Source organism: Nocardia transvalensis NBRC 15921, from assembly GCF_000308875.1.
GTDB lineage: Bacteria > Actinomycetota > Actinomycetes > Mycobacteriales > Mycobacteriaceae > Nocardia > Nocardia transvalensis.
In genome coordinates, this window is sequence record NZ_BAGL01000055.1 from 240,285 (window position 1) to 264,653 (window position 24,369).

Genomic DNA, 24,369 nt, shown 5'->3' on the forward strand with positions numbered 1-24,369 from the left:
TTCCTGTGCTACTGGGCGGTCTCGCCCAGATCCAGATCGTCCAGACCGACCAGATCGTGCCCCATGCGGTCCCGCTTGGTCCGCAGGTAGTGGAGATTCTCGGCGGTGGCGCGCACCGGCATCGGCACCCGCTCGGTGATGCTCAGCCCGTAGCCGTCCAGACCCACCCGCTTGGCCGGGTTGTTGGTCAGCAGCCGCATCGACGTGATGCCCAGGTCGACCAGGATCTGCGCGCCGGTGCCGTAGTCGCGGGCGTCGGCGGGCAGGCCGAGTTCGATATTGGCGTCGACGGTGTCATGCCCGTTGTCCTGTAGCTGGTAGGCCTGCAGCTTGTGCATCAGCCCGATGCCGCGGCCCTCGTGCCCGCGCATGTAGAGCACCACGCCCCGGCCCTCGGCCGCCACCATCTCCATGGCCGCCTCCAGCTGCGGGCCGCAGTCGCAGCGCAGCGAGCCGAACACGTCGCCGGTCAGGCATTCCGAGTGCACGCGGACCAGGACGTCCTGGCCGTCGTCGACGGCCAGATCGCCGCGGACCAGCGCGACGTGCTCGACCTCGTCGTAGATGCTCTTGTAGCCGACGGCCCGGAACTCGCCGAAGCGGGTCGGGATGCGCGCCTCGGCGATCCGCTCGACCTGCTTCTCGTGCTTGCGCCGCCAGGCGATCATGTCGGCGATGGAGATCAGCGCCAGTTCGTGTTCGTCGGCGAAGACCCGGAGCTCCTCGGTGCGGGCCATATCGCCCTCGTTCTTCTGGCTGACGATCTCGCAGATCACGCCCGCCGGGGCCAGCCCGGCCATGCGGGACAGATCCACCGCGGCCTCGGTGTGCCCGGGGCGGCGCAGCACGCCGCCTTCCTTGGCGCGCAACGGGACCACGTGCCCGGGCCGGGTGAAGTCCTCGGGCTTGGCGAACCGGTCGGCGAGCATGCGCATGGTGGTGGCGCGGTCGGAGGCGGAGATGCCGGTGCTGACGCCCTCGCGGGCGTCGACGGAGACGGTGTAGGCGGTGCCGTGCTTGTCCTGGTTGACCGCGTACATCGGCGGCAGGCCCAGCCGGTCGCAGTCGTCACCGGTCAGCGGCACACAGATGTAGCCGGAGGTGTAGCGGATCATGAAGGCGACCAGCTCGGGGGTGGCCTTCTCCGCGGCGAAGATGAGGTCGCCCTCGTTCTCGCGGCCCTCGTCGTCGATGACAACGACCGCCTTACCGGCGGCGATGTCGGCGACTGCGCGCTCGATGGTGTCGAACCTGGTCACGTGTGCTGCGCTCCATCTCGTTAGGTGTCACTAACAATACTGCGTTGCATTGCCGCCGGTCTGTTGCGGCAGTCACCTAACCGCGCTGCTGCAGCCGTTCCACGTACTTGGCGATGATGTCGACCTCGAGGTTGACGGTGGCGCCCACCGGTGCGGTGCCGAGGGTGGTGAGTTCGCGAGTGGTGGGGATGAGGGATACCTCGAACCAGTCGCCGGTGGCGGCGTCCCCGCCGAGCGACGACACCGTGAGGGAGATGCCGTCGACGGTGATCGAGCCCTTGTGCACGACGTACCGGGCCAGTTCGCCGGGCAGCGAGATGCGCACGACCTCCCAGTCGGTCTGCGGGTCGCGCGACAGGATGGCGCCGGTGCCGTCGACATGGCCCTGCACGATGTGACCGCCCAGGCGGCTGTCGACGGCGGCGGCGCGTTCCAAGTTGACCCGCGATCCCACGCCGAGGCCGTCGAGGCTGGATCGGGAGAGCGTCTCCCCCATGACATCGGTGGTGAACGAATCGCCATCGATGATGTCCACGACGGTCAGGCAGACCCCGTTCACCGCGATCGAATCGCCGTGGCCGGCATCGGAGGTCACCAGCTTGCCGCGAATGGTCAGCCGGGCCGAGTCGGCGAGCCGCTCGGCCCCGACGATCTCGCCCAGTTCCTCGACGATGCCTGTGAACATGCCCTGTACTCCTGTCGCCCGGTACCCGCTTGCGCCAACAGCCCGGACCGCCGGGGCTATTCCCGCGGGCGCGCTGCCGCGCCCCCAGCGTAACGACGGCCGGTCGTAGGCGGCACCCGGCCGTCTCCCGCGGCGGTACGAAGACTTCCGTCCGGAAAATTCGGACATCGACGAACGGTCCGACCGAAAAGACGGGCGAATTCGGAAATACGTTCCTGTAATTCCGCGAATTCCGGCGAGCCGAATAATTTTCGCGGCGCGTCGCCCGATATTTCAGGCTTGTCACCTACCCAACTCGGATTGGTACCCAGTCGGCGACGCACTTACACCGGGAGCTTGCGTTCCAACGAAATCGGAAGCAATATTGTTATGCAGTTGATCCCCGGTGTTCAACTTGCGACAGGCATGGACAACGACACCACAGATGGGGGTGCGGCGTGACCACGCTTCTCGATTCGACACTCGAAATTCGTTGCGTCCAGTACCGGTGCGAATTTCATCTGCCGGCTTCGATAGATCCCAGCTCACGTCACATCCTGCTCGAAATCGGCAAGCGCTACGGCGCCATCACCATGCCGGCGGATCTCGGCGAGCGCGTCCAATCACAGCTGGCGCGCGACGATATCGACGGTCCGGTCGTCCACCACCCCCGCGCGCGGCGGTGGACCTTCATCACCGGCCCCGCGCATCCGGGCTGCCTCACCACGTCGGTCTCCGCCGATCTGTTCCGGCTCTACGCCACCGTCGCCTGCACCGGCAGTCACGTGGTCCTGCCGTCGGCGGACGACGAGCGCACCGGATATCGGACCTGGGTGCAGGCGCCGGAAACCGCCGACGCGGTTCCCCCGCTGGAGGCCGTCATCGATGCCACGCGGGCGGTGCACAGGCGAAAAGTAGTGGCGCGCTGAGGTTTCCGGCCAAAAGCGTGCCGGAAACACGAGTGCGAGGACTTCCCCCGCGCGCGAGGACTTCCTCCCGGGATCCCGGCACGCTTTTGGCCGGGACCTAGCTCTCGACCTCGATCACCTTCTGGCGAAGCTTCTCGACAGTAGCGCCCGGATCCTCGGTGCCGTAGACCGCCGAACCCGCGACGAAGCAGTCGATACCCGCCTCGGCGGCCTGCTCGATGGTGTCCATGTTGATGCCGCCATCGATCTCGACGACCAGGCGCAGCTCGCCGGAGTCGACCAGCCGCCGCACGGTGCGCGCCTTGTCCAGCACGTGCGAGATGAAGGACTGCCCGCCGAAACCGGGCTCGACGCTCATCACCAGCAGGGTGTCGAAGTGGCGCAGGATCTCCAGGTAGGGCTCGATAGGGGTGTTCGGCTTCACCGACAGCCCGGCCTTGGCGCCGGCCGCCCGGATGTCGCGGGCCACGGCGACCGGATCGTCGGTGGCCTCGGCGTGGAAGGTGACGTTGTAGGCGCCCGCCTCCGCGTACGGCGGCGCCCAGCGGCCCGGATCCTCGATCATCAGGTGGCAGTCCACCGGGATGTCGGTGGTCTTCAGCAGGCTCTGCACCACCGGCAGGCCGAGGGTCAGGTTCGGCACGAAGTGGTTGTCCATGACGTCGACGTGCAACCAGTCCGCGCTCGCGACGGCCCGCGCCTCCTCCGCCAGATGCGCGAAATCCGCGGACAGGATGGAGGGTGCGATCATCGGCGACGGCCGGTGGAAGGGCTGGTTCGAGGTGGCCACAGCGCGAAGTGTAACCGCGGCGGTGTCTCGATCCAGGCACAGGGCGGATTACCCGCGAAAGACTTGGGTAGCCTTTGCAGGGTGATCAATATTTCGGCGGAACAGGGCCTGCGCAGCACCCCCGTGGAGATCGGCGTCGCCGCAACCGTGTCACAGTTGCCGATCGTGCGTGGGCTTGCCGAAACGCTGGTCCTGCTCAGCGATTTCACCCTGGACGAGGTGGCCGATATCCGGCTGGCGGTCGACGAGGCCTGCTCGACGCTCATCGCCGTCGCCGCGCCCGGCACCACCCTGCGCTGCCGGTTCACCGTCGGCGACGACGATCTGCTGGTCCGCGTCACCGGCATCGCCGGCGTCGAGGGTCTGCCCGATCAGCGCAGCTTCGGCTGGCACGTGCTGCGCACGCTCACCGACGAGGTGACCACGACCCAGGAGCCCTTCGATCGGGCGGCGCCCGGATTCCCGACCATCGTGGAGTTCCGGCGGGCCCGGGGGAAGGCGTAGTGGCTGACGAGGACACCGTGTTCGAGTCGGGCGACACCGTCGACCCCAAAGACGCAGAGACCAGGGGAAACACGGCCGACGGCACGGCGGGCGACACTCGCGGCGACGGCACGGCGGGCGACGGCCGCGACGGCGATGCGGCGGCGGCGAGTTCCGGTGACACCGACGCCGACGAGGAGAACACGGACGACGCCGACGAGGTCGAGGAAGTCACCCAGTCGGTCACCGGATACGACGACGTCACAACGCTTTTCGAGGAGCTGTCGCGGACCGCGGAGGACTCCGCCCGGCGCGCCGAGTTACGGGAACGGCTGATCAGCCGCTGCATCCCGCTGGCGGACCACATCGCTCGCAAGTTCAGCGGGCGCGGCGAACCCTTCGACGACCTGACCCAGGTCGCGCGGGTGGGCCTGGTGCACGCGGTGGACCGGTTCGACATCACGCGCGGATCGAACTTCCTGTCCTTCGCGGTGCCCACGATCATGGGCGAGGTGCGGCGCTACTTCCGCGACAACACCTGGGCGATGCGGGTTCCGCGCCGCGTCAAGGAGACTCACCTGCGTATCGGCGCCGCGATCGATACGCTGTCGCAGTCGCTGGGCCGCTCCCCCACCGTCAAGGAGATCGCGGGCGAGCTCGAGATCAACCCGGACGAGGTGACGCAGGCGGTCATCGCGGGCAACGCCTATCAGCCCAGCTCCATCGACGCGGTCTCGGTCGGCCGCGATACGGAGGCGTCGCTGCTCGACACCCTCGGCGAGGAGGAGTCCCAGTTCGACCGGGTCGAGGAGTACGTGGCGATCCGGCCGTTGCTGGCCGGGCTGCCCGAGCGCGAGCGGCGGATCCTGACCATGCGGTTCTTCGAATCCATGACCCAGACCCAGATCGCCCAGCGCATGGGCATCTCGCAGATGCACGTCTCGCGCATACTCGCCAAAACCCTTGCCCGCCTGCGGGAGCAGTCGGCGCGGGAATGACGCGGCTACCGTTCGATTCGCTCTACCGCCACGGGTTCGCCCGGGTCGCGGTCGCCGTACCGGCCGTGCGCGTGGCCGATCCGGCCTACAACGCCGAGCAGACCCTGGCCCTCGCGCGGCAGGGCGCCGCCGAGGGCGCGGTGCTGACCGTCTTCCCGGAGCTGGGCCTGTCCAGCTATACCGCCGACGACCTGTTCCATCAGGACGCGCTGGCCCTGGCCGTCGAGCAGGCGGTCGCCCGTATCGTCGAGGAGAGCGCCAATATCGACTCGGTGCTGGTCATCGGTGCGCCGGTGCGGACGCAGGGCCGGTTGTTCAACTGCGCCATCGTGATCCGGCACGGGCGGGTGCTGGGCGCGGTGCCCAAGAGTTATCTGCCGAACTATCGCGAGTTCTACGAGAAGCGGCAGTTCGCGGCTGCGCGGGAGAATCTCGACGACCACATCACCATCGCCGGCCAGCGGGCGCCGTTCGGCGCCGATCTGCTGTTCCCGGCGACGAATCTCGAGGGGTTCGTCTTCCACGCGGAGATCTGCGAGGACGGGTGGGTTCCCTTGCCGCCCAGCGGTTTCGCCGCGCTCGCGGGGGCGACCGTGCTGGTCAACCTGTCCGCCAGCAATATCGTGGTCGGTAAGGCGGACTACCGGCGGCAGCTGTGCGCCTCGCACTCCGCCCGGTACATCGCGGCCTACCTGTATTCCGCGGCGGGACACGGCGAGTCGACCACCGATATGGCCTGGGACGGTCAGGCCCTGGTGTGCGAGAACGGTGAAGTGCTCGCCGAGAGCGACCGTTTCGCCGATCACGCCCAGCTGATGACCGCCGATATCGATCTGCACCGGCTCGCCGCCGACCGGCTGCGGATGACCAGCTTCGCCGACAACGTGCACGATCACCGGGAGCGGCTGGCACGGATGCGGCGGATCGAGATCGAGCTGCCGATACCCGCCGGCGAGGTCCCGCTGCGGCGCGAGATACCGCGCTTCCCTTACGTTCCCGCGAATCCGGCGGTCCGCAACGAGCGCTGCGCCGAGGTCCACCACATCCAGGTGGCGGGGCTCGCCACCCGGCTGGCGGCCACCGGGTCGGAGAAGGTCGTCATCGGGGTGTCGGGCGGGCTGGACTCCACGGTGGCGCTGATCGTGGCGGTCAAGACCATGGACCGGCTGGGCCTGCCGCGCTCGAATGTGCTGGCGTACACCATGCCCGGCTTCGCGACCGGCGCCCGGACGCGGTCGGACGCGCATCGGCTGATGGCGGCGCTCGGGGTGTCGGCGCACGAGATCGATATCCGGCCGTCGGCGACACAGATGCTGCGCGATCTGAATCATCCTGCCGCGGACGGGGTTCCGCAGTACGACGTCACCTACGAGAACGTGCAGGCGGGCGAGCGGACCTCGCATCTGTTCCGGCTGGCCAACCAGCAGCACGCGCTCGTCATCGGCACCGGGGATCTCAGCGAGCTGGCGCTGGGCTGGTGCACCTTCGGCGTCGGGGATCATATGGCGCACTACAGCGTCAACGCCTCGGTGCCGAAGACGCTGATCAAGTACCTGATCGCCTGGTCGGTCGATACGAGCGGGCTGGGCGCGGAGGCCGACGACGTACTCACCTCCATCCTGGCCACCGAGATCTCCCCCGAGCTGATCCCGTCGGACGACGGTGCGGCGGACGGGGATTCGGACCAGCCGGGGCAGAGTTCCGAGGCCACGGTCGGCCCCTACGAACTCCAGGACTTCCACCTCTACTACCTGCTGCGCTTCGGCTACCTCCCGAGCCGCATCGCGTATCTGGCCCGGCACGCTTGGGCCGACCGCACCGCCGGCCGCTGGCCCGAACTCGTCCCCGAAGCCGATCGCCACGAATACGACCTGCCCACCATCAAGCACTGGCTCGCGGAATTCCTCCGCCGCTTCGTCCAGACGAGCCAGTTCAAGCGCTCCACCCTCCCCAACGCACCGAAGGTCGGTTCGGGCGGTTCGCTGTCCCCACGCGGAGATTGGCGGGCACCCAGCGATGCGGTCGCTACAGCTTGGCTGGACGAGTTGGAACGCAACGTCCCCGATCGGTGACATCACCCCACCTAGCGTGAACTCTTTTTCCGGCATGCTTTTGGCCGGAATCCGCAATGTGCGCGGGGGTTTCCGGCCAAAAGCATGCCGGAAACAAGAGGAGGGGTGGCGTTGCGTGCTACCCCGCTGCCCCACTTTGCGGGGGCAAGTGTGGCAATGCCCGGTCGTAGAGCCAGGATTCCCACAGCGGGCGCAGCGACGCCGTGCTGTAATGCCCGGCCAGGTCGGCGAATTCCTCGCTGTCGACGGTGCCGTGGCGGTAGCGGGCGGTCCATTCGTGCAGGAGGCCGAAGAATTTGGCGTCGCCGAGGTGGAGGCGGAGGGTGTGCAGGGTGAGGGCGCCGCGTTTGTAGACGCGGTCGTCGAACATGAGGGTCGGGCCGGGATCGCCGACCACGATGTCCTGGGGGCAGCGGGACAGATTGTGCCGGGCCGCACGGGCCATCTGATCGGCGCTCGGGCCGCCCGACGCCTCCGCCCAGATCCACTCGGCGTAGCAGGCGAATCCCTCGTGTAGCCAGATGTCGCGCCACTGCCCGACGGTGAGGCTGTTGCCGAACCACTGGTGCGCCAGCTCGTGCGCGATCAGCCGCTCCGATCCGCGCCGCCCGTCGCAGTGGTTGGCGCCGAAGATCGAGATCCCCTGCGCCTCGATGGGAATCTCGAGGTCGTCGTCGGTCACCACCACCGAGTAGCCCGGAAAAGGGTAGGGCCCGAACCGTTCCTGGAATTCCGCCATCATGGCGGGCTGCCGGGCGAAGTCGTGATCGAACGCGGCCCGCAGGCGCGGCGGCACCAGTGCGTGCATCGGCACCTGCGCATCGTGCGCGGAGCCGATGCGGTACCGGCGGTAGAGGCCGATCTGGATGGTCGCCAGATAGCTCGCCATCGGCTCGGACTGCTCGTAAACCCAGGTGGTCTGGCTCGCCTTGGTCTGCTTGCGTGCCAGCACCCCGTTGGCGACGGCGTAGTACGGCGAGTCGGTGGTGATCGAGATCCGGTAGCTGGCCTTGGAACTCGGGTGGTCGTCGCAGGGGAACCAGGAGGCCGCGCCGTTGGGCTGGCTGGCCACCAGCGCGCCGTCGCTCAGTTCCTCCCAGCCGACCTCGCCCCACGGGCCCCGCACCGGGCGCGGCGTCCCGGCGTACTGGACGGCGACAGTGAGCATGCCGCCCGCGGGAATCTTCTGCGCCGGTGTGACGGTCAGTTTCCCGCGCTGGTGGGAGTACTTGGCGGCCTTCGCGCCGTTGACGAAAACCTTGCTGACACTGAGCGATTGGGACATGTCCAGGGCGAAGCGGGGCCGCGCGGCGGTGGCCACCGCCGTGATGTCGGCCCGCCCCGACAGCCGATTGCTCGCCACCTTGTAGACCAGGTCCAACTCGTACCGCGAGACCCGATACCCGCGATTGCCGTTCTGCGGCAGGTATTCGTCGATCGGTACCTCGTAGAACTTGCCCGACATCACGGCGTGCCTTCCCTCGACCGCTCCTGCCAGGGTGCGATCGGGTTGCCCTGCCAGCGGGTCGAGGCGGGTACGGAATCTCCGCGCATCACCAGCGAGGCGGGGCCGACCGTGGCGCCCGCGCCGATCCGCGCCGCGGGCAGGGCGACGCAGTGCGGGCCGAGGGTGGCGCCCGCCTCCAGGGTCACGGTGTCCATGGACATGATCCGATCATGGAACAGATGTGTCTGCACGACACATCCGCGTTCCACCGTCGCCCCGTCGCCCAGCGTGACCAGATCGGCCTCGGGCAGCCAGTACGACTCGCACCACACCCCGCGGCCGATCCGCGCGCCGAGACCGCGCAGCCAGACGTTCATGACCGCGGTACCGGTGGCGGCGCGCGCGAACCACGGCGCGGCCACGGTCTCCACGAACGCGTCGGACACCTCGTTGCGCCACACGAACGAACTCCACAGCGGATGTTCGACCTTCTCGATCCGGCCGACCACCAGCCACTTCGCCGCCACCGCGCACGCACCGGCGAAGGCGCCCGCGGCGAGCAGCACGAGACCGGACAGCAGTGCCGCGAACCAGTATCCGGGCCCCTGCGCCAGCGCGGCGAGCCCGAACAGCACGGCCAGGCCGACGCCGAAGGTCACCATCACCGGAATCAGCCGGCAGGTCTCGACGAGGCCGCGGGCCGCCTTGAGCCGCAGCGGCGGATCGAAGGTCCGCGCGGTATCGGAGTCACCGGCCTTGCGGCGCAACCGGACCGGCGGGCTGCCCAGCCACGACGATCCCGCCTTGGCCTTCTCCGGAGCGGCCGACAGCACCGCCACCAGGCCGTTCTTCGGGACGCGGCGGCCGGGCGCGGTCATTCCGGAGTTGCCCAGGAAGGCGCGCTTGCCGACCTTCGCCTCGCCGATCCGCAACCAGCCGCCGCCGAGTTCGTACCCGGCGACCATGGTGTCGTCGGCCAGAAATGCGCCGTCGGCGACGGTGGTGAATTTCGGCAGCAGCAGGACGGTCGACGCCTCGACGCCCTTGCCGACGGTCGCGCCCAGCAGGCGCAGCCACAGCGGTGTCAGGAGGCTCGCGTACAGCGGGAACAGGAAGGTCCGCGCCGAATCCATCAGCCGCTCGGTCGACCACGCCTGCCAGCCGACGCGGCTGCGCACCGGATGGTAGCCCTCGGTGAGCCCGATACTCAGCAACCGGACCAGCACGACCGTGGCGACCGCGAAGACCGCCAGGCTCAGCAGGGTGGCGACGGGCAGGATCAGGAAGGCGTCGCCGAGCGCGCCCGGCAGCGTCCGGTCGTCGCGGATCCACCACGCGATCAGGGCGCCGCCCGCGGCCAGCGCGGCGATCGGCATGGCGGCCAGCACCATCGAACTCAGCGCGAAGAGGACGACCCAGTGGACGGCGCGCGGCGGGGTGGCGGACGGCCACGGATGATCGGCCTTGCCGACCTTCACCGCGGGCGATCCCGCCCACTCCTGGCCCGCCTTCACCTTGCCGAACACCGCGGAACCCGGTGCGACGACGGCGTTCTTGCCGATCATCGCGCCCGGCAGCAGGGTCGAACGGGAGCCGACCACCGCACCCGCGCCGATGCGGATGGCGCCGATGTGCACGACATCCCCGTCGATCCAGTACCCGGCGAGATCCACCTCCGGTTCGACGCTGCAGCCGTCGCCCAGTTCGAGCAGGCCGGTCACCGGCGGCAGGGTGTGCAGGTCCACGCCCTTGCCGACACGGGCGCCCAGCGCGCGGGCGAACGGCACCATCCACGGTGCGCCGGACAGGTTCTCGGCGCCACTGGCCTCCGACAGCCGCACCGCCGCCCACAGCCGCAGGTGCACCGGCCCGCCGCGCGGATAGCTGCCGGGCCGCACGCCGTGCAGCAGCAGCCGGGCCCCGGCGACGCAGATCGCCATCCGGCCCGGGGGCGAGATGAACAGCACGAATCCCAGCAGCGCCCACCACCACGACAGCCCGGGCATCCACGGGATGGCGCCCGACCAGCTCGCGATATTGGTGACGATGCCCAGCCAGGTCAGCCACTGCAGGCCGGTCAGCGTGGTCAGCGGCACCAGCGCCAGCAGTTGTGTCCACTGCGCGCGCCGGGGTGTCGGTGTGACGGTGCGGATTTCGACCTCGGCGGCGGGTGCGGCCGCGTCCAGCAGGTCGGCGAGCGCGCCGAGCCGCGGGTGGTCGTACAGATCGGCCACGGTGATCTGCGGGAAGCGCTCACGCAGCGCGGTCACCAGCTGCGCCGCCGCCAGGGAGCCGCCGCCGAGGTCGAAGAAGTCGGCGTCGCGGCCGCCGATCTCGGCCCCGAGGATCGAATTCCACTGCTCGGCAACCCAGTACGCGGTGCCGCCCAGTTCGGAACTCGGTTCGGATTCGGTGCCGGGCAGCGGCCAGGGCAGCGCGTCGCGGTCCACCTTTCCCGAAGTCCGCGTGGGTAATTCGGGGAGGACGGCGAGGCGCGGGACGAGCGGTGCGGGGAGCTGTTCGGCGAGCAGCGTCCGGGCCTTCACGACATCGAACTCGGGATCGGCGGCGGCGAGATAGCCGACCAGAATCCGGTTGCCCGCCTTGGTGGTTCGCACGGCGGCCGCGCCCGCGGTGACGCCGGGCAGATGCTGCAGGGCGTTGTCGAGTTCGCCGAGTTCGATGCGGCGGCCGCCGATCTTGACCTGGTCGTCGGCGCGGCCCAGGAATACCAGGCCCGCGCTCTCGTTGCGGACCAGATCGCCGCTGCGGTAGGCGCGGTCCCAGCCGAGAGTGGCCATGGGAGCGTACTTCTCGGCGTCCTTGGCCGGGTCGAGGTAGCGGGCCAGGCCGACGCCGCCGATCACGAGTTCCCCGGATTCGCCCTCCCCCACCGGATTACCGGCGGCGTCGACGACGGCCAGATCCCATCCGTCCAGCGGCAGGCCGATGCGCACGGGCGGTTCGCCGGTCAGGAGCGCGGCGCAGGCGACGACGGTGGCTTCGGTGGGGCCGTAGGTGTTCCACACCTCGCGGCCGTTCGCCCCGGCGAGGCGTTCGGCCAGTTCGGGTGGGACGGCCTCGCCGCCGAAGATCAGCAGCCGCACGGCGTCGAGGGCCTCGGCGGGCCACATGGACGCGAGTGTCGGGACGGTCGAGACGACGCTGATGCGGCGGCGCACCAGCCACGGCCCCAGGTCCATTCCGCTGCGCACCAGGGCGCGCGGGGCGGGGACCAGGCAGGCGCCGTGCCGCCAGGCCAGCCACATCTCCTCGCAGGAGGCGTCGAAGGCCACCGAGAGCCCGGCCAGCACGCGGTCGCCCGGGCCGAGCGGGGCGGACCGCAGGAACAGGCGCGCCTCGGCGTCGACGAAGGCGGCGGCGTTGCGGTGGGTCACCGCGACGCCCTTCGGGGTGCCGGTCGAGCCGGAGGTGAAGATGATCCAGGCGTCGTCCTCCGGATCCGGGGGTGTCGTGGAGCCCGGCCGGCCGGCGAGCGTGTCGCCGTACAGGGCGATTCCGGCCGCGGTGGCGACGGCGGTGACCCCGGCCTCGCCGAAGACGAGGCGGGCGCGCTCGTCCGGGTCGTCCGCGTCGACGGGCACGTAGGCCGCGCCGGCCTGCAGGATGGCCAGGATGGTGACGTACAGCTCGCTCGTGCCGGACGGGATGCGGACGCCGACCCGGTCGCCGGCGCGCACGCCCGTCTCCCACAGCCGGTCCACCGTGTCGTCGATCTCGGCGAGCAGTTCCGCGTAGCTGAGGGTGTCGGTGCCGTCGTCGATGGCGGGTGCGTCGGGATGTGCCAGTGCCGTCGCCGCCAGGATGTCGACCAGTGTGCGGGGTGTCGCGGCATCCTCGGCCCGCAGGAGCGGGGAACGAGCTGGGGCCGCTGGAATGTCCGAGATCTCCGGCTGGAGCATCACGTCCTGTCCACCTTTCCGATCGCCCCCGGGTCCTGCGCTGTACGTTGTCTCACGCGAGGGTTACCGTTGCGCAAACGCTGTACATACGGTGTCCGACTCCTCGCCGGGCAGGACACCACGCGGCCGTGTGTGCGGCCGATTTGCCGGATCCATTCTTCCAGGTTCCGGCCCTCTCGCCGAATCCGCCGCACCCCGGAGCCCGCCCGCGAGAGGCGCATCAGTATCTCGGCCCCGACCTCACGGGGCGTTACCGACCATCGCCCACATCACAACGACGCCCGTGCGCAAACCCTGAACGTGTCATGTGGGCTTGCGGAGGGTGGCGGCGAACATGGCGTCGGTGCCGTGGCGGTGGGGCCAGAGCTGGGCGGCGGGGCCGTCGCCGAGGTCGGTGACGCCGGGGAACAGGTCGCGGGTGTCGAGTTGTTCGGCGCCCGTCCGGCGCACCAGGTCGGCGACCACGGCGACGGTTTCGGGCAGATGCGGGGAGCAGGTCGAGTAGACCACGACGCCGCCGGGTCGCAGCAGATCCCATGCGGCGGTGAGCAGTTCGCGTTGCAGGACGGTCAGGTCGCGCACGTCGGCGGGCGTGCGCCGCCAGCGGGCCTCCGGGCGGCGGCGCAGCGCGCCGAGGCCGGTGCAGGGCGCGTCGACCAGGACGCGGTCGTAGCCGGGGGTCAGGCCGCTGTCGCGGCCGTCGGTCACGTGCACGCTCACCGGGAGCCCCTGGGTCGCCTTGCGGACCAGGTCGGCGCGGTGTTCGGCCGGTTCGACGGCGTCCACGCGGAAGCCGTCGATATCGGCGAGCGCGCCGAGCAGCGCCGTCTTACCGCCGGGCCCGGCGCACAGGTCCAGCCAGCGGCCGGTATCGGGCCCGAGCAGCGGCGCCCGGGTCAGCGACAGCGCCACGAGCTGGCTGCCCTCGTCCTGCACCGCGGCCATACCCTCGCGCACCGGTGCCAGCTTTCCGGGATCGCCGCCGTCGAGGTAGACCGCGTACGGCGACCACCGGCCCTCCTCGCCGCCGGTGACCAGGGCCAGCTCCTCGGCGGTGATATCGCCGGGCCGGGCCACCAGGTGGACCGCCGGGCGCTCGTCGTCGGCGGCCAGCGCCTCGCGCAGTTCGCCCGCCCGCGCGCCGAGTGCGTCGGCGAATGCCTGCGCGATCCACACCGGGTGGGCGTATTCGAAGGCCATGCGCCCCAGCGGATCTCGCGGCGCGAGCCGGTCGACCCACTCGTCGGCGGTGCGCTCGCCCGCCCGGCGCAGGACGGCGTTGACGAATCCGGCTCTGCCGCCGCCGAATTCGGCACGCACCAGCTCCACCGAGGTGTCCACGGCGGCATGAGGCTCGACCCGGGTGCGCAGCAACTGGTAGACGCCCAGGCGCAGCACATCCAGCAGTGGTCCGTCGATATCCCCGACCTCGCGGCCCGCGCAGTCGGCGATCACGGCGTCGAGCGTCCCGCGCGACCGGCACGCCCCGTACGCCAGCTCGGTCGCGAACGCCGCATCTCGACCCGACAGCCGCCGCTCCCGAAGCAACACCGGCAGAACGAGATTCGCATACGCGTCCCGCTCCCGCACCGCCCGCAGCACATCCCGCGCCACCTCCCGCGGCGCATCCCCCGTCCGCCCCGAATGCCGCCCCTGCCGCTGACCACCCGCCCGATCACCACCGGACGCACGCCCGCGACCCTGCGAGTCCCCCCGACCACGGCCCCCACGCGCATCACCACGCCGCTCCCCAGAGCCCTGGCCTTTACCTCTCCCGTTCCCCCCAGCCGCGCCGCCGCGGCTACCGCCGGACGCATCGCCCCGGTTCGTTCCGGCGGCACCGCTCTGCGCCGGCCGGTTGTCTCCGTTCCGGCCGGACGGGTCGCGGGGGGTCACTCGACCACCGTGCCGGGTTCCAGGCGAGCGCCGCGGGCCCAGTCGAGGGCGGGCATCATGCGCTTGCCCGGTGGCTGGACCCCGTTCAGGCGGACGGCGGTGGTGGCGGTGCCGATGTAGACGCCGGTCTTGCGGACGTCGATGGTGCGGGGTGGCAGTGCCTCCTCGACCAGTTCGACCGGGCCGAGTTTGAGTCGCTTACCGGCCACCTCGGTCCAGGCGCCGGGTGCCGGGGTGACCGCGCGGACGCGGCGGGCGACGGCCAGCGCCGGCTGATCCCATCGGATGTGACCGGCCTCCGCGTCGATCTTGGGCGCGTAGGACACGCCCTCGGTCGCCTGCGGGACGGCCTGCACGGTGCCGTCCTCGATGCCGTCCAGGGTCGATTCCAGCAGGCGCGCACCGGTTTCCGCGAGCCTGCCGAGCAGCGTGCCCGCGGTGTCGGTGACCCCGATCTTCTCGGTCACCACCCCGAATACCGGGCCGGTGTCCAGGCCCTCCTCGATCTGGAAGGTGGACGCGCCGGTGATCTCGTCACCGGAGAGGATCGCGGCCTGGACGGGCGCCGCGCCGCGCCAGGTCGGGAGCAGCGAGAAGTGCAGGTTCACCCAGCCGTGGCGCGGGATGTCGAGGACGTGCCGCGGCAGCAGCGCGCCGTAGGCGACCACCGGGCAGCAGTCCGGCGCCAGCTCGGTCAGCCGCTCGACGAAATCGGGATCCTTCGGCTTGGCCGGCGTCAGCACGGGGATGTCGTACTCGTCGGCGAGCAGCCCGATCGGCGAGCGAGTCACCTTGCGACCCCGCCCGGCCACGGCATCGGGACGGGTCACCACGGCGACGACCTCGTGGTGGGGCGACTCGATGAGCCGCCGCAGCGAGGGCACCGCGGGCTCGGGGGTACCGGCGAAGACCAGGCGCATCAGCGGACCCGCCCGGCCGCCGCGTTGCGGGTGGCGGACACGTCGGCCGCCGACATCACCGTCTTACCGGCGGTGAACCAGTCCGATTCGCGGACTTCCCGCATCGCCAGCTTGCGCGTGGCCGGGTCCAGGCGGTCCAGATACAGCACGCCGTCGAGGTGGTCGGTCTCGTGCTGCACGCACCGCGCCAGCAGCCCGTCGGCCTCGAATTCGACCGGCTCACCGTCGGCGTCGACGCCGCGGGCCACCACGCGCTGCGCGCGGGTCACGTCGTAGCGCAGGCCCGGGATCGACAGGCAGCCCTCCGTCCCGGTCTGCTCCTCGGCGCCCACCACCTCGTACACCGGATTCACCAGATGTCCGGACCTGCGGGTGCCCGGCCGGTCGGTCCCGGCGGTGCTCGTGTCGTACACGAACACCCGCAGGCCGACACCGATCTGCGGCGCCGCCATGCCGACGCCACCGCTACTACGCATGGTGTCGGTCAGGTCGGTCACCAGCTGGCGCAGTTCCCTGTCGAAGGTGGTGACCTCGTCCGCGCGGGCGCGCAGGACGGGGTCGCCGAACAGGCGAACGGGCTGGATGGTCACGTGGCACTCCCGAGCTGAAGGAAACGGTCGTCTCATTTTACGGAGCCGTCGGCGCCGATCCCGGCGGGTTCGGTCCGATCACGAGTGCGCGCCCAGGATCACCTCGGGAATACCCGTCCCGAGCGGCACGAAGACGCAGTCCGTCGCCCGCGCGTAGTCCGGATCCAGCACGTTGATCAGCAGCTGCCCCACCAGCGGGTCGTACACCATGTGGAAGTGCCCGGTCAGATCGATCGGGCACACGTCCTGCAACATCACGTTCCGCGCGCCCGGCCCGCGCAGCGCCATATTGGAATTGGGCTGGATCATCTCGTCGACGCGGCTGCCGATGGTGGTGTACCGCACGCCCGGCACGGTGTCGCCGCCGGCGTTGAGGTCGAGCATGAACGGCGACCCCTGGGCCTGCTGCACGGCCGCCAGCGAGGTGACCTTCTCGAATGCCGGCCACAGCCCCGGTATCGCGTCGGCGAGGGGCGCCAGCCCGAACATGACGCCGCCGTAGCTGGGCGAGGCCAGGCCGACCCACTGTCCCACCCGCGCGGCGCCGCCGAGTTTGTTGACGTAGTAGCGGGTCACGTTGGCGCCCTGCGAGAATCCGACGAGATCGAGGCGGTCCGCACCGGTCGCCGCGAGCACCCGCTCGACGAAGTCGCCGATCTGGCGGGCCGACAGCCACATGTCCTCGGTGCCGAAGCCGCGGACCGCGTCGGGCTTACCGCCGTAGTTCAGGGCGAAGACGCAGAATCCGGCCCGCGCCAGCGCCGGGCCGATGGCCGACCAATCCGAATACGCGGAGGCGTCGGTGCCGTGCGCCAGGACCACCGGGCGCGGATGCGCGGCGCTCGGGCGGCAGGCGAAGTCGTTGGTGCCTGCGGGGGTCGCGTCGGGATGGGCCTTGAGATACCAGGAGGCCGTCAGGTGGTCCCGTTGCGGCGGGGCCGATTCGGTGGGCACCACGGGCGGCCGGTATCCGGGCGGCACGGGATCCGCTCCGGCGGTCGCACCGGCACTCAGTGCCAGCGCCACCGCCGTCGCGCCCGTCGCCGCGATACGACACCACTGTGGTACCTCCCGAGATCTGCGGCCCCTCCGTTGTTCCATGTCACGAATCATCCCCCGTTTCGGCGGGAATCAATCCTCGGACACGGTGTTTCGTGCCGTCAGTTCGCGGGTGTCTCGTCGTCGTCGGCGAGGATCCGGTAGAGCGAACGCCGCGCGTCGGTGAGCACCTCGGCGGCCTTGGCCGCCTGCTCCGGAGTCCCGGCCCGGGCCACCTGCCCGACCGCGCCCATCAGCTGGCCGACCAGTTCGCGCAGATCCAGCGCCTGGTCACCGACCCCGTCGCGGACTTCCTGCCACGGATCGCCGAGTTCGTCGCGATGCGACTCCACATACTCGGTACCGGCGTCGGTCAGCTGCGCGGTCTTGCGACCGGCCACCTTCTCGATGAGCACCAGGCCCTCGTCCTCGAGCTGCGACAGCGCGGGGTAGATCGAGCCCGGGCTGGGGCGCCAGACGTCCTGGCTGCGCTCGCGGATCTGCTGGATCAGTTCGTAGCCGTGCATCGGCCGCTCCTGCAACAACAGCAGGATGGCCGCGCGGACGTCGCCGCGCCGGCCCCGGCCGCCCCGGCCGCGACCACGGCCGAAGGGTCCGCCGCCGGGCCCGAAACCGGGACCGAATTCCGGTCCGAACGGGCCGAATCCGGGTCCGAAACCGTGCGGGCCGTGCCCGCCGCGCGGATGGCGGCGGAACTGCTCGCGGTCGCCGCCGGGTCGCGGGCCGCGCCAGCGTCCCCGGCCTCGCATGTCCATGTCGTTCTCCATGGGTCCCATGGTTGCCTCCTCAGGCTTGTTCTTACGTTGACAACATCGACGATATATCGGCAATGCATCTTCGACAAGTGTGAGGCGGGACACGAACCGACCGGACTCCTCTGTTCGGGCCTACGCGCTGGGCAGCCAGTTGCCGTGGAATCCGGCGGGCACCCGGTGCGGCAGCTGCACGCTCGCCACCGGTTCCAGCGTCTCGGCATCGAGGATCGCGAGCTCGCTGCGATCGGTCGGCGCGTCGTAGACGAAGCCCATGAGGACACCCTCGTCCTCGGCGGCATCGGGCGCCGAGGGATGGAAGATGAACTCCCCCAGGCTCTTTCCCGGACCGAACGAATGGACCGCGGTGGCGCCGGAGACCAGGTCGTGCTTGTACAGCACCGAATCGCCGTCGCCGCTGTCGCGGACGGCCGGGGCGTACCCGTAGCGGTGCCGCTTGCCGACCCGCCGCTCGTCGACACGCGGGAACTCCTGGGCGCGATCGTCGAAGCAGTGCTGGCGCACCTTGCCCGCCGGCAGATCCACCTCCCACCGATCCAGTGTGGGCGTGCCCTCGTTGGGACCGAGACGGTTGGTGTCGAACATCTTCGGGTGCCGGATCACGTCCAGCACGACGGTGTCACCGTCGTCGTAGGCGTTGAGCGGGTGGAAGACGTAGCAGGGCTCGATATCGAACCAGCGGACGTCGGCATTGCCGCCCTCGCGGGGCATCACGCCGATCCGGGCCTGGTACCGGGGATTCCACGCGTACGGCAGGCGGCGGTCCTTCGACGGCCGGGCCCGTTGCGCCGCAGGCGGATTGGGTAGCCGCACCCGGCCGATCACCGCCGACAGCAGCAGCCGCGCCGGCAGCCGCAGCGCGCGCGGCACCGCCATCTCCGCGGACAGCCCCGGATCCAGGGTGACCGGCAGGTCGTAGAAGATCACGTACTTCTCGGTGAGCGAGAAATCGTGCATCATCGGCGCGCCGCCGACCTCGATATCCACGGTGCGCCGCGCCCGGCCGTCCACGCCGATCACCGAGTACTGCACGTACTTCCCGCCCCGGAACGAGTACGACACCGCGTGCAGCTCACCGGTATCGGGATCGCGCTTGGGGTGCGCGGTGTAGCCGCCGCTGAGCGTGCCCCCGAAATCGCACACGCCGGCGGTCTCGAGGTCGTCGGTCAGCTCGTAGTTGGCCAGACCGGCCTCCACCAGCGCGAGGGTCCGCCCGGCGTGCGCGATGACGTTGGTATTCGCGCCGACACCCGAGACCCCGTGCACCGTCGCGGGCTCACCGAGCGCCGCGGAGGTGGCCGGGCCGCGGACCCATCGGTTGCGGTACCACTCCGCCCGGCCGTCGCGCAGGCGGATGCCGTGCACCATGCCGTCGCCGGAAAACCAGTGGTACAGCGCGGGATCCAGCTCGCCCACCGGATTGGGGCCGTTGCGCACGTACCGGCCGTCCAGGTAGCCGGGTACGACACCGGTGACCGGGAGGTCGGTCAGCGTGTACTCCTGCTGGACCGGGGCGAAGGCCCCCGCCAGGTAGCTGTTGGCCATATCGCGCTCCCTGTTGAACATAACTCGGTTATGCCGCCTAGAATAACCTCGTTATGGAGGTGAGGCAACGGTGAGTTCCCGTTCTTCCGGCGCGACCCGGCGACGCGGATCGGCGATGCGCGACGAATTGGTGGAGGCAGGTCTGCGCCTGCTGGAGGAAGGCGGGCCCGAGGCGTTGCAGACCCGGCGGGTCGCGGCGGCCGCGGGGGCCTCGACGATGACGGTCTACACCCACTTCGGCGGTATGACCGGACTGCTGGAAGCCATTGCGGCCGAGGCGTTCACGCGATTCGGCGCGGCGCTGGCGTCTACGCCGCCGACCGACGATCCGGTGGCCGACTTCCTCGTCATGGGCTACGCCTACCGCGCCTACGCGGTCGCCAGCCCGCAGCGGTACCGGCTCATGTTCGGCCTGACGGCGCAGCACACCGGCAATCCCCCGGTCTGCGATTTCACGGCCGCCCCGGTGGACGACGCCGTCGGCGCGGAAACGTTCGAGCAGCTGGTGGGGGCGGTGACACGCATGATCGACGCCGGGCAGCTGCGCCCGGATCCGGCGCGGGAGGTGGCGGCGCGGACCTGGGCCCTCATCCACGGCGCGGTCGTCCTGGAGATGAGCGGTTACCTCGGCGCCGAAGGCGACAGTGTCGCCACGGTTCTCGGGCCCGCGACCGTGGACATGCTGGTCGGCATGGGAGCCGACCGAGCCGGGATCGAGTCGTCGATGCAGCGCGCGGTGGACCTGATCGGCCGGTGAACCCTATCCGGCGGCGAGCTCGTCGATCCAGCGCGCCAACCGGCGACCCTCGACCGCCATCAACTCCGGATCGCGAAACGTATTGGTGAGCACGGAGATTCCCTGGTATGAGGCCATGAGCGCCACCGCCAGCTCGTCGGCGTCGGCGCGGCCCAGGGCCGCGAACTGCGCCCGTATCCAGTCCACGAGCCGCCGCATGACCTCGGCCAGTTCGGCGTCGAGACCGTCGGCGCGCTTGTCCAGCTCGGTGGCGAGAGTGCCGGAGGGACAACCGAATCGCGCGGCCACGTCGCGCTGATCGACCCAGCCGCGAATCAGGGCCTTGAGCCGTTCGGCCGGCTCCTCGTGGCGTTCCAGCTCCGCGATCAGGTCGTCCAGGTGGCGGTCCTGGGCGCCGATCGCCGCCCGCACCAGGTGATCCTTGGTCTTGAAGTAGTAGTACACGTTGCCGACCGGCACCTCGGCGACGGTCGCGATATCGGCGAGGGTCGTCTTCTCCACGCCCCGCTCGTGGAACACCCGCGCCGCCGCCGCGACCAGGCGCTCACGTTTGCCGCCCGCCACTGAGTTAGTCACACAACTAACTATAGACAAGTCCGCGCGAACGCTCTACGGTCTTGTTAGTCAGTCAACTAACTCACTCAGGAGAACTCATGATCGCGGTGACCGGAGCTACCGGAAACGTCGGACAGTCGCTCGTCCGGGAGCTGGCCGAGGACGGCGAGAAGGTGGTGGCGATCTCGCGGGGCGCCAAGGACATTCGGATGCCGGAGGGGGTTACGCATCGGCGCGCCGATATCGCCGATCCGGATGCCCTCGCCGCGGCCGTCGCCGGCGCCTCGGCGCTGTTCCTGCTGATCACGGGAGATCAGCTGATCACGGGACCCGAGCCGGAACGGGTGCTCGCGGCGGTCGAGGCCGCCGGGGTGCGGAAGGTGGTGTTCCTGTCCTCGCAGGGTGCGGTGACCCGGTCCGGCAGCGGCGGTTACGCGCGCACGCTGGCCTTCGAGACCGCGCTGCGGGGTTCGGATCTGTCGTGGACCGTGCTGCGGCCGGGCGGATTCTTCAGCAATACCTTCGCGTGGGCGGACTCCGTCCGGGCGCACCGCGCGGTCGCCGCGCCGTTCGGTGATATCGCGCTGCCCGCCGTCGATCCGGCGGATATCGCGGCCGTCGCGGCGGCGGTATTGCGCTCGGACGAGCACCACGGCCGTGCCTACACGCTGACCGGGCCGGAAGCGGTGAGCCCGCGCGCGCAGGCGCACACCTTGGCGGACGTCCTCGGGGAGCCGGTGCGTTTCACCGAACTCACCCGCGACGAGGCCCGCACCGGCATGCTGCGGTTCATGCCGGATTCCGTTGCCGACCATACGTTGTCGATCCTCGGCGAGCCGGTGCCCGCCGAACTCGAGGTCAGCCCGGATGTCGAGGCGGTGCTCGGCCGCCCGGCGGGGTCCTACGCGCAGTGGGCCGAGCGCTCGATCGCGGCCTTCCGCTGATTCCGCCGTGCCGCTGCGGCCTACGGTTCGGCGAGGCCGTGGCGGTAGGCGTAGCGGACGGCGTCGGCGCGGTTGCGGGCGCCGATCTTGGCGAAGGCGTTGTTGATGTGGGTCTTGACCGTGGTCTCCGAGACGAACAGGGTCGCGGCGATCTCGGTATTGCTCAGGCCCCGGCCGATGAGGCCGATCACCTCGGATTCGCGGCCGGTCAGCCCGCCGGGCCGGGCCGGTCGCGCCGGCGGGTCCGCGGGCTCCGGCGGGGCGAGCGCGGCCACCAGCCGCCGGGAGACCGTGGCGTCGAAGGTCGACTGGCCCGCGGCGGCCGACCGGATGGCCGCCGCGATCTCGACGCGCCCGGCGTCCTTGGTCAGATAACCGCGGGCCCCGGCGCGCAGGGCGTTCGCGATGGAGTCGTCGTCGGCGTAGGTCGTGAGCACGAGAACCGCTGTGGCGGGATGGTTTTCGGCGATGCCGCGGGTGGCCTCGACCCCGTCCAGCACGGGCATCCGCAGATCCATCAGGACCACGTCGGGCGCGAGGTCGGCCACCGCCCGCAGCGCCTGCGCGCCGTCACCCACCGCGCCGACGACCGTGATGTCGGCGACCAGCCCGAGCAATGCGACCAGGCCCTCCCGCATCACCTGCTGATCGTCGACCACCAGCACCCTGATCTCCGCCGCGTCCGTCGCCTGGCCGCTCATCCCGGAACCTCCGCCGTCACCACCCACCCGCCCTCGTCCGGACCGGCCGACAGCGTCCCGCCCACCAACGCGATCCGCTCCCGCATTCCGGCCAGACCATACCCCCCGCCGCCCTCGGTCCCGCCCAGCCCATACGTCGCGGCTCCGCCACCGGTTCCCGTGCCGCTTCCGTCGTCCGCGGCCCCGTCGACCGCACCGTCGGATCCACTGGTGGACAACGGGTTTCGAACCGATAGGCGGAGGTGGTCGGGGGTGAATTCGAGAAGGACGGTGACGGGTCGGCCCGGTGCGTGTTTGCCGGCGTTGGTCAGTGCCTCGCGGGTGGCGCGTAGGAGGGAGACGGTGACGGCGGGGGCCGCGGGGCGGGGCGTGCCCTCGATACGGCAGGTCACGTCGAGGTGGTGGTCGCGGCGGTAGGCGTCGGCGAGTTCGCCGACGGCGTCCGGGAGGGGCGGGATATCGCTGCGGAGGGCCGCCACCGCGCCGCGCGCCTCGGTCAGCCCGTCGACGGCGAGGCGGCGCGACCGGCGCACCCGGGACAGCGCACCGGGCAGATCGCCCTTCTCGCTCAGCAGCGCCTCGGCGACCTCCAGCTGCACGCTCAGCGCGCCCAGGGAGTGCGCCAGCACGTCGTGCATCTCGCGGGCGATACGGGCGCGTTCGTCCAGGGCGGCGGCGCGGGCGTGTTCGTGCTGGGCGCGCCGGGTCTGTTCGAGCAGCAGTTCGGTGTCGCGGACCCGCATCCGGTACTGCCGCCGGTAGAGGCCGAGCAGGAGCACGATCAGCAGGATTCCGGTCTGCGCGGCCAGCGTCGCCGCCGTCCGGCCCGCGAGCAGGGCACTCGCGACGAGCACCACGGCGAGGATTGCGCAGGCGGTCAGGATCACCGCGACGCGCGGCACCAGGTGCTGGGCGAGGATGCTCACCGCCGCGCCCAGCATGATCAGCGCCGAGGAATCCGGCGCGGGCCCGGCCGCCGCGGCGGAGATCATCGCGCAGATCATCATCGCGCCCAGGGAGATTCGCGGGTACCGGCGACAGGTGACGTCGTACACCAGCCAGCACGCGTAAGCCGTCCCGAGCGCCGCCCAGAACCACGCGGGGACCGGGCCGCGGTGGTTGAACAGCAGGTTCGCCGCCAGCAATCCGGCGCCCACGACGCGCATCACGAGGCCCGCCTCGGGATCCTCGCCGTTCACCGACCTGCCGAGCTGCCGCAGCCGTTCCATCGTCCTCCTCTCGCGCCGCCGGTACTCAGCATTCTGGACGCCCGGGCCGGGCCGCGACTGGACCCCCGGGTGGAGATCGCGTTCTCCACCCGCGCGCCGAGGTGTGCGGAGGCCGGCGAAATTAGCGTTCTCCTCGTCACTCGCCGAACCCACAGAAAGTCTTCCGATGACCGACACCGCAGTTCTGTCACCCCGATCCGATCCCGCCCGCCGGCTCCGCGGGCTGCTCGTCCCGGCGGCCGCCATCGGGCTGTCGCCCGTCGTCTACTACGTCCTGGTCGCGCTGGGGCAGAGCGACTTCTCGGCCCTGGTGTGCTCGACCGTCGTCTCCGGGGTGTGGGCGATCGGCGTCGCGATCGGGCAGCGCCGGATCGACGGTCTCGCGGCCTTCGCCTTCTCCCTCAATGCCCTCGGCCTGGTGCTGGCGCTGCTGGGCGGGGGCGACCGGATGATGCTGCTCAAGGACCCCGTCACCTCCGCGGTGATCAGCGCGCTGCTGCTGGGCAGTTGCGTGGTCGGGCGTCCCGCCATGTTCGGCCTGGCCCAGCGCCTGCACGGAGCGGACGCGGAGGAGCAGTGGAATGCGCTGTGGCACCGTGATTCCGAGGTGCGGCGCGCATTCCGCACGTCGACGGCCGTGTGGGGTGCGGGGCTCGCGGTGGACGCGGTCGTGCGGCTGGCGTTGATTCTGGCCCTGCCCGTCTCGGTCGCCGTCGGTCTCATGAATCCCGTGCAGTGGGTGATCATCGGCCTGCTGGCGTTCTACACCGTGCGGAGCCGGCGTCGCCTGGACATCAAATCCCGGCTGCCGCAGCCGGTTCCGGCCGCCTGATGC

Annotated in this window: 21 protein-coding genes; 7 read left to right on the top strand and 14 right to left on the bottom strand. The window is 70.5% G+C overall.

The features are described from left to right. Positions 1–8: 8 nt before the first annotated feature. Positions 9–1,259, bottom strand: a complete 1,251-nt coding sequence (locus ON41_RS17895; RefSeq protein WP_040748753.1) for a bifunctional 3,4-dihydroxy-2-butanone-4-phosphate synthase/GTP cyclohydrolase II — start codon at positions 1,257–1,259, stop codon at positions 9–11. Positions 1,260–1,335: 76 nt separating this feature from the next. Then, positions 1,336–1,944 (bottom strand): riboflavin synthase, encoded by a 609-nt coding sequence (locus ON41_RS17900; protein WP_040748754.1) that lies wholly within the window; start codon positions 1,942–1,944, stop codon positions 1,336–1,338. Between the two features lie 437 nt (positions 1,945–2,381). Here ON41_RS17900 and ON41_RS17905 point away from each other — a divergent pair, with 437 nt between their 5' ends. Next, entirely contained in the window at positions 2,382–2,852 is a 471-nt protein-coding gene (locus ON41_RS17905; RefSeq protein WP_040748755.1) for a hypothetical protein, read from the top strand. Between the two features lie 97 nt (positions 2,853–2,949). On the opposite strand, the gene rpe is transcribed toward ON41_RS17905, so the two are convergent. Further along, positions 2,950–3,603 (bottom strand): ribulose-phosphate 3-epimerase, encoded by a 654-nt coding sequence (gene rpe, locus ON41_RS17910; RefSeq protein WP_040748882.1) that lies wholly within the window; start codon positions 3,601–3,603, stop codon positions 2,950–2,952. A 120-nt stretch (positions 3,604–3,723) separates the two neighbouring features. On the opposite strand from rpe, the gene ON41_RS17915 reads away from it, so the two are divergent. From ON41_RS17915 to ON41_RS17925, 3 genes are read left to right on the top strand one after another with little or no spacing between them, the layout of a single operon-like run. Beyond that, positions 3,724–4,146, top strand: a complete 423-nt coding sequence (locus ON41_RS17915; RefSeq protein WP_040748756.1) for an ATP-binding protein — start codon at positions 3,724–3,726, stop codon at positions 4,144–4,146. Beyond that, on the top strand, positions 4,146–5,123 hold the full coding sequence (locus ON41_RS17920) for an RNA polymerase sigma factor SigF (RefSeq protein WP_040748757.1): 978 nt from the start codon (positions 4,146–4,148) through the stop codon (positions 5,121–5,123). The genes ON41_RS17915 and ON41_RS17920 overlap by 1 nt, the downstream gene beginning before the upstream one ends. Beyond that, positions 5,120–7,195: an NAD(+) synthase gene (locus ON41_RS17925; RefSeq protein WP_040748758.1), complete on the top strand. Its 2,076-nt coding sequence runs from the start codon at positions 5,120–5,122 to the stop codon at positions 7,193–7,195. The genes ON41_RS17920 and ON41_RS17925 overlap by 4 nt, the downstream gene beginning before the upstream one ends. A 118-nt stretch (positions 7,196–7,313) precedes the next feature. Here ON41_RS17925 and ON41_RS17930 read toward each other — a convergent pair whose 3' ends face one another. The 8 genes from ON41_RS17930 to ON41_RS17965 all read right to left on the bottom strand — a co-directional run bounded on the left by ON41_RS17930 (position 7,314) and on the right by ON41_RS17965 (position 19,348). Beyond that, positions 7,314–8,660, bottom strand: coding sequence for a M1 family metallopeptidase (locus ON41_RS17930; RefSeq protein WP_083905430.1), 1,347 nt, complete (start codon positions 8,658–8,660; stop codon positions 7,314–7,316). Beyond that, positions 8,660–12,568 (bottom strand): Pls/PosA family non-ribosomal peptide synthetase, encoded by a 3,909-nt coding sequence (locus ON41_RS17935; RefSeq protein ID WP_040748760.1) that lies wholly within the window; start codon positions 12,566–12,568, stop codon positions 8,660–8,662. Before ON41_RS17935 ends, ON41_RS17930 begins: the two co-directional genes overlap by 1 nt. Positions 12,569–12,868: 300 nt before the next feature. Continuing rightward, positions 12,869–14,179, bottom strand: coding sequence for an RsmB/NOP family class I SAM-dependent RNA methyltransferase (locus ON41_RS17940; protein ID WP_083905431.1), 1,311 nt, complete (start codon positions 14,177–14,179; stop codon positions 12,869–12,871). A 278-nt stretch (positions 14,180–14,457) separates the two neighbouring features. Further along, positions 14,458–15,381 carry a methionyl-tRNA formyltransferase gene (fmt, locus tag ON41_RS17945; RefSeq protein WP_040748761.1) on the bottom strand — a complete coding sequence of 308 codons (924 nt, stop codon included), beginning with the start codon at positions 15,379–15,381 and terminating at the stop codon, positions 14,458–14,460. After that, complete coding sequence (gene def / locus ON41_RS17950; RefSeq protein WP_051161774.1) at positions 15,381–15,971, bottom strand: peptide deformylase; 591 nt, start codon at positions 15,969–15,971, stop codon at positions 15,381–15,383. Before def ends, fmt begins: the two co-directional genes overlap by 1 nt. A gap of 78 nt (positions 15,972–16,049) precedes the next feature. Further along, positions 16,050–17,072, bottom strand: coding sequence for an esterase/lipase family protein (locus tag ON41_RS17955; RefSeq protein WP_083905432.1), 1,023 nt, complete (start codon positions 17,070–17,072; stop codon positions 16,050–16,052). A 59-nt stretch (positions 17,073–17,131) separates the two neighbouring features. Next, complete coding sequence (locus ON41_RS17960) at positions 17,132–17,797, bottom strand: PadR family transcriptional regulator (RefSeq protein WP_051161776.1); 666 nt, start codon at positions 17,795–17,797, stop codon at positions 17,132–17,134. Between the two features lie 120 nt (positions 17,798–17,917). Continuing rightward, the gene (locus ON41_RS17965; RefSeq protein ID WP_040748887.1) at positions 17,918–19,348 is read right to left on the bottom strand and encodes a carotenoid oxygenase family protein; all 1,431 of its coding nucleotides are present in this window, start codon (positions 19,346–19,348) and stop codon (positions 17,918–17,920) included. Between the two features lie 70 nt (positions 19,349–19,418). Between ON41_RS17965 and ON41_RS17970 the strand changes: the two genes are divergently transcribed. Beyond that, complete coding sequence (locus ON41_RS17970) at positions 19,419–20,105, top strand: TetR/AcrR family transcriptional regulator (RefSeq protein WP_246829550.1); 687 nt, start codon at positions 19,419–19,421, stop codon at positions 20,103–20,105. Between the two features lie 3 nt (positions 20,106–20,108). On the opposite strand, the gene ON41_RS17975 is transcribed toward ON41_RS17970, so the two are convergent. Then, a complete protein-coding gene (locus ON41_RS17975) occupies positions 20,109–20,681 on the bottom strand; it encodes a TetR/AcrR family transcriptional regulator (protein WP_040748763.1) in 573 nt (190 codons plus the stop codon). Positions 20,682–20,758: 77 nt separating this feature from the next. Between ON41_RS17975 and ON41_RS17980 the strand changes: the two genes are divergently transcribed. Further along, complete coding sequence (locus ON41_RS17980) at positions 20,759–21,604, top strand: NAD(P)H-binding protein (RefSeq protein WP_040748764.1); 846 nt, start codon at positions 20,759–20,761, stop codon at positions 21,602–21,604. A 20-nt stretch (positions 21,605–21,624) separates the two neighbouring features. On the opposite strand, the gene ON41_RS17985 is transcribed toward ON41_RS17980, so the two are convergent. Further along, complete coding sequence (locus ON41_RS17985; protein ID WP_040748765.1) at positions 21,625–22,305, bottom strand: response regulator transcription factor; 681 nt, start codon at positions 22,303–22,305, stop codon at positions 21,625–21,627. Beyond that, entirely contained in the window at positions 22,302–23,534 is a 1,233-nt protein-coding gene (locus ON41_RS17990; protein ID WP_051161778.1) for a sensor histidine kinase, read from the bottom strand. Before ON41_RS17990 ends, ON41_RS17985 begins: the two co-directional genes overlap by 4 nt. A 166-nt stretch (positions 23,535–23,700) precedes the next feature. Here ON41_RS17990 and ON41_RS39140 point away from each other — a divergent pair, with 166 nt between their 5' ends. Next, complete coding sequence (locus tag ON41_RS39140; RefSeq protein WP_051161779.1) at positions 23,701–24,366, top strand: VC0807 family protein; 666 nt, start codon at positions 23,701–23,703, stop codon at positions 24,364–24,366. Positions 24,367–24,369 lie beyond the last annotated feature (3 nt).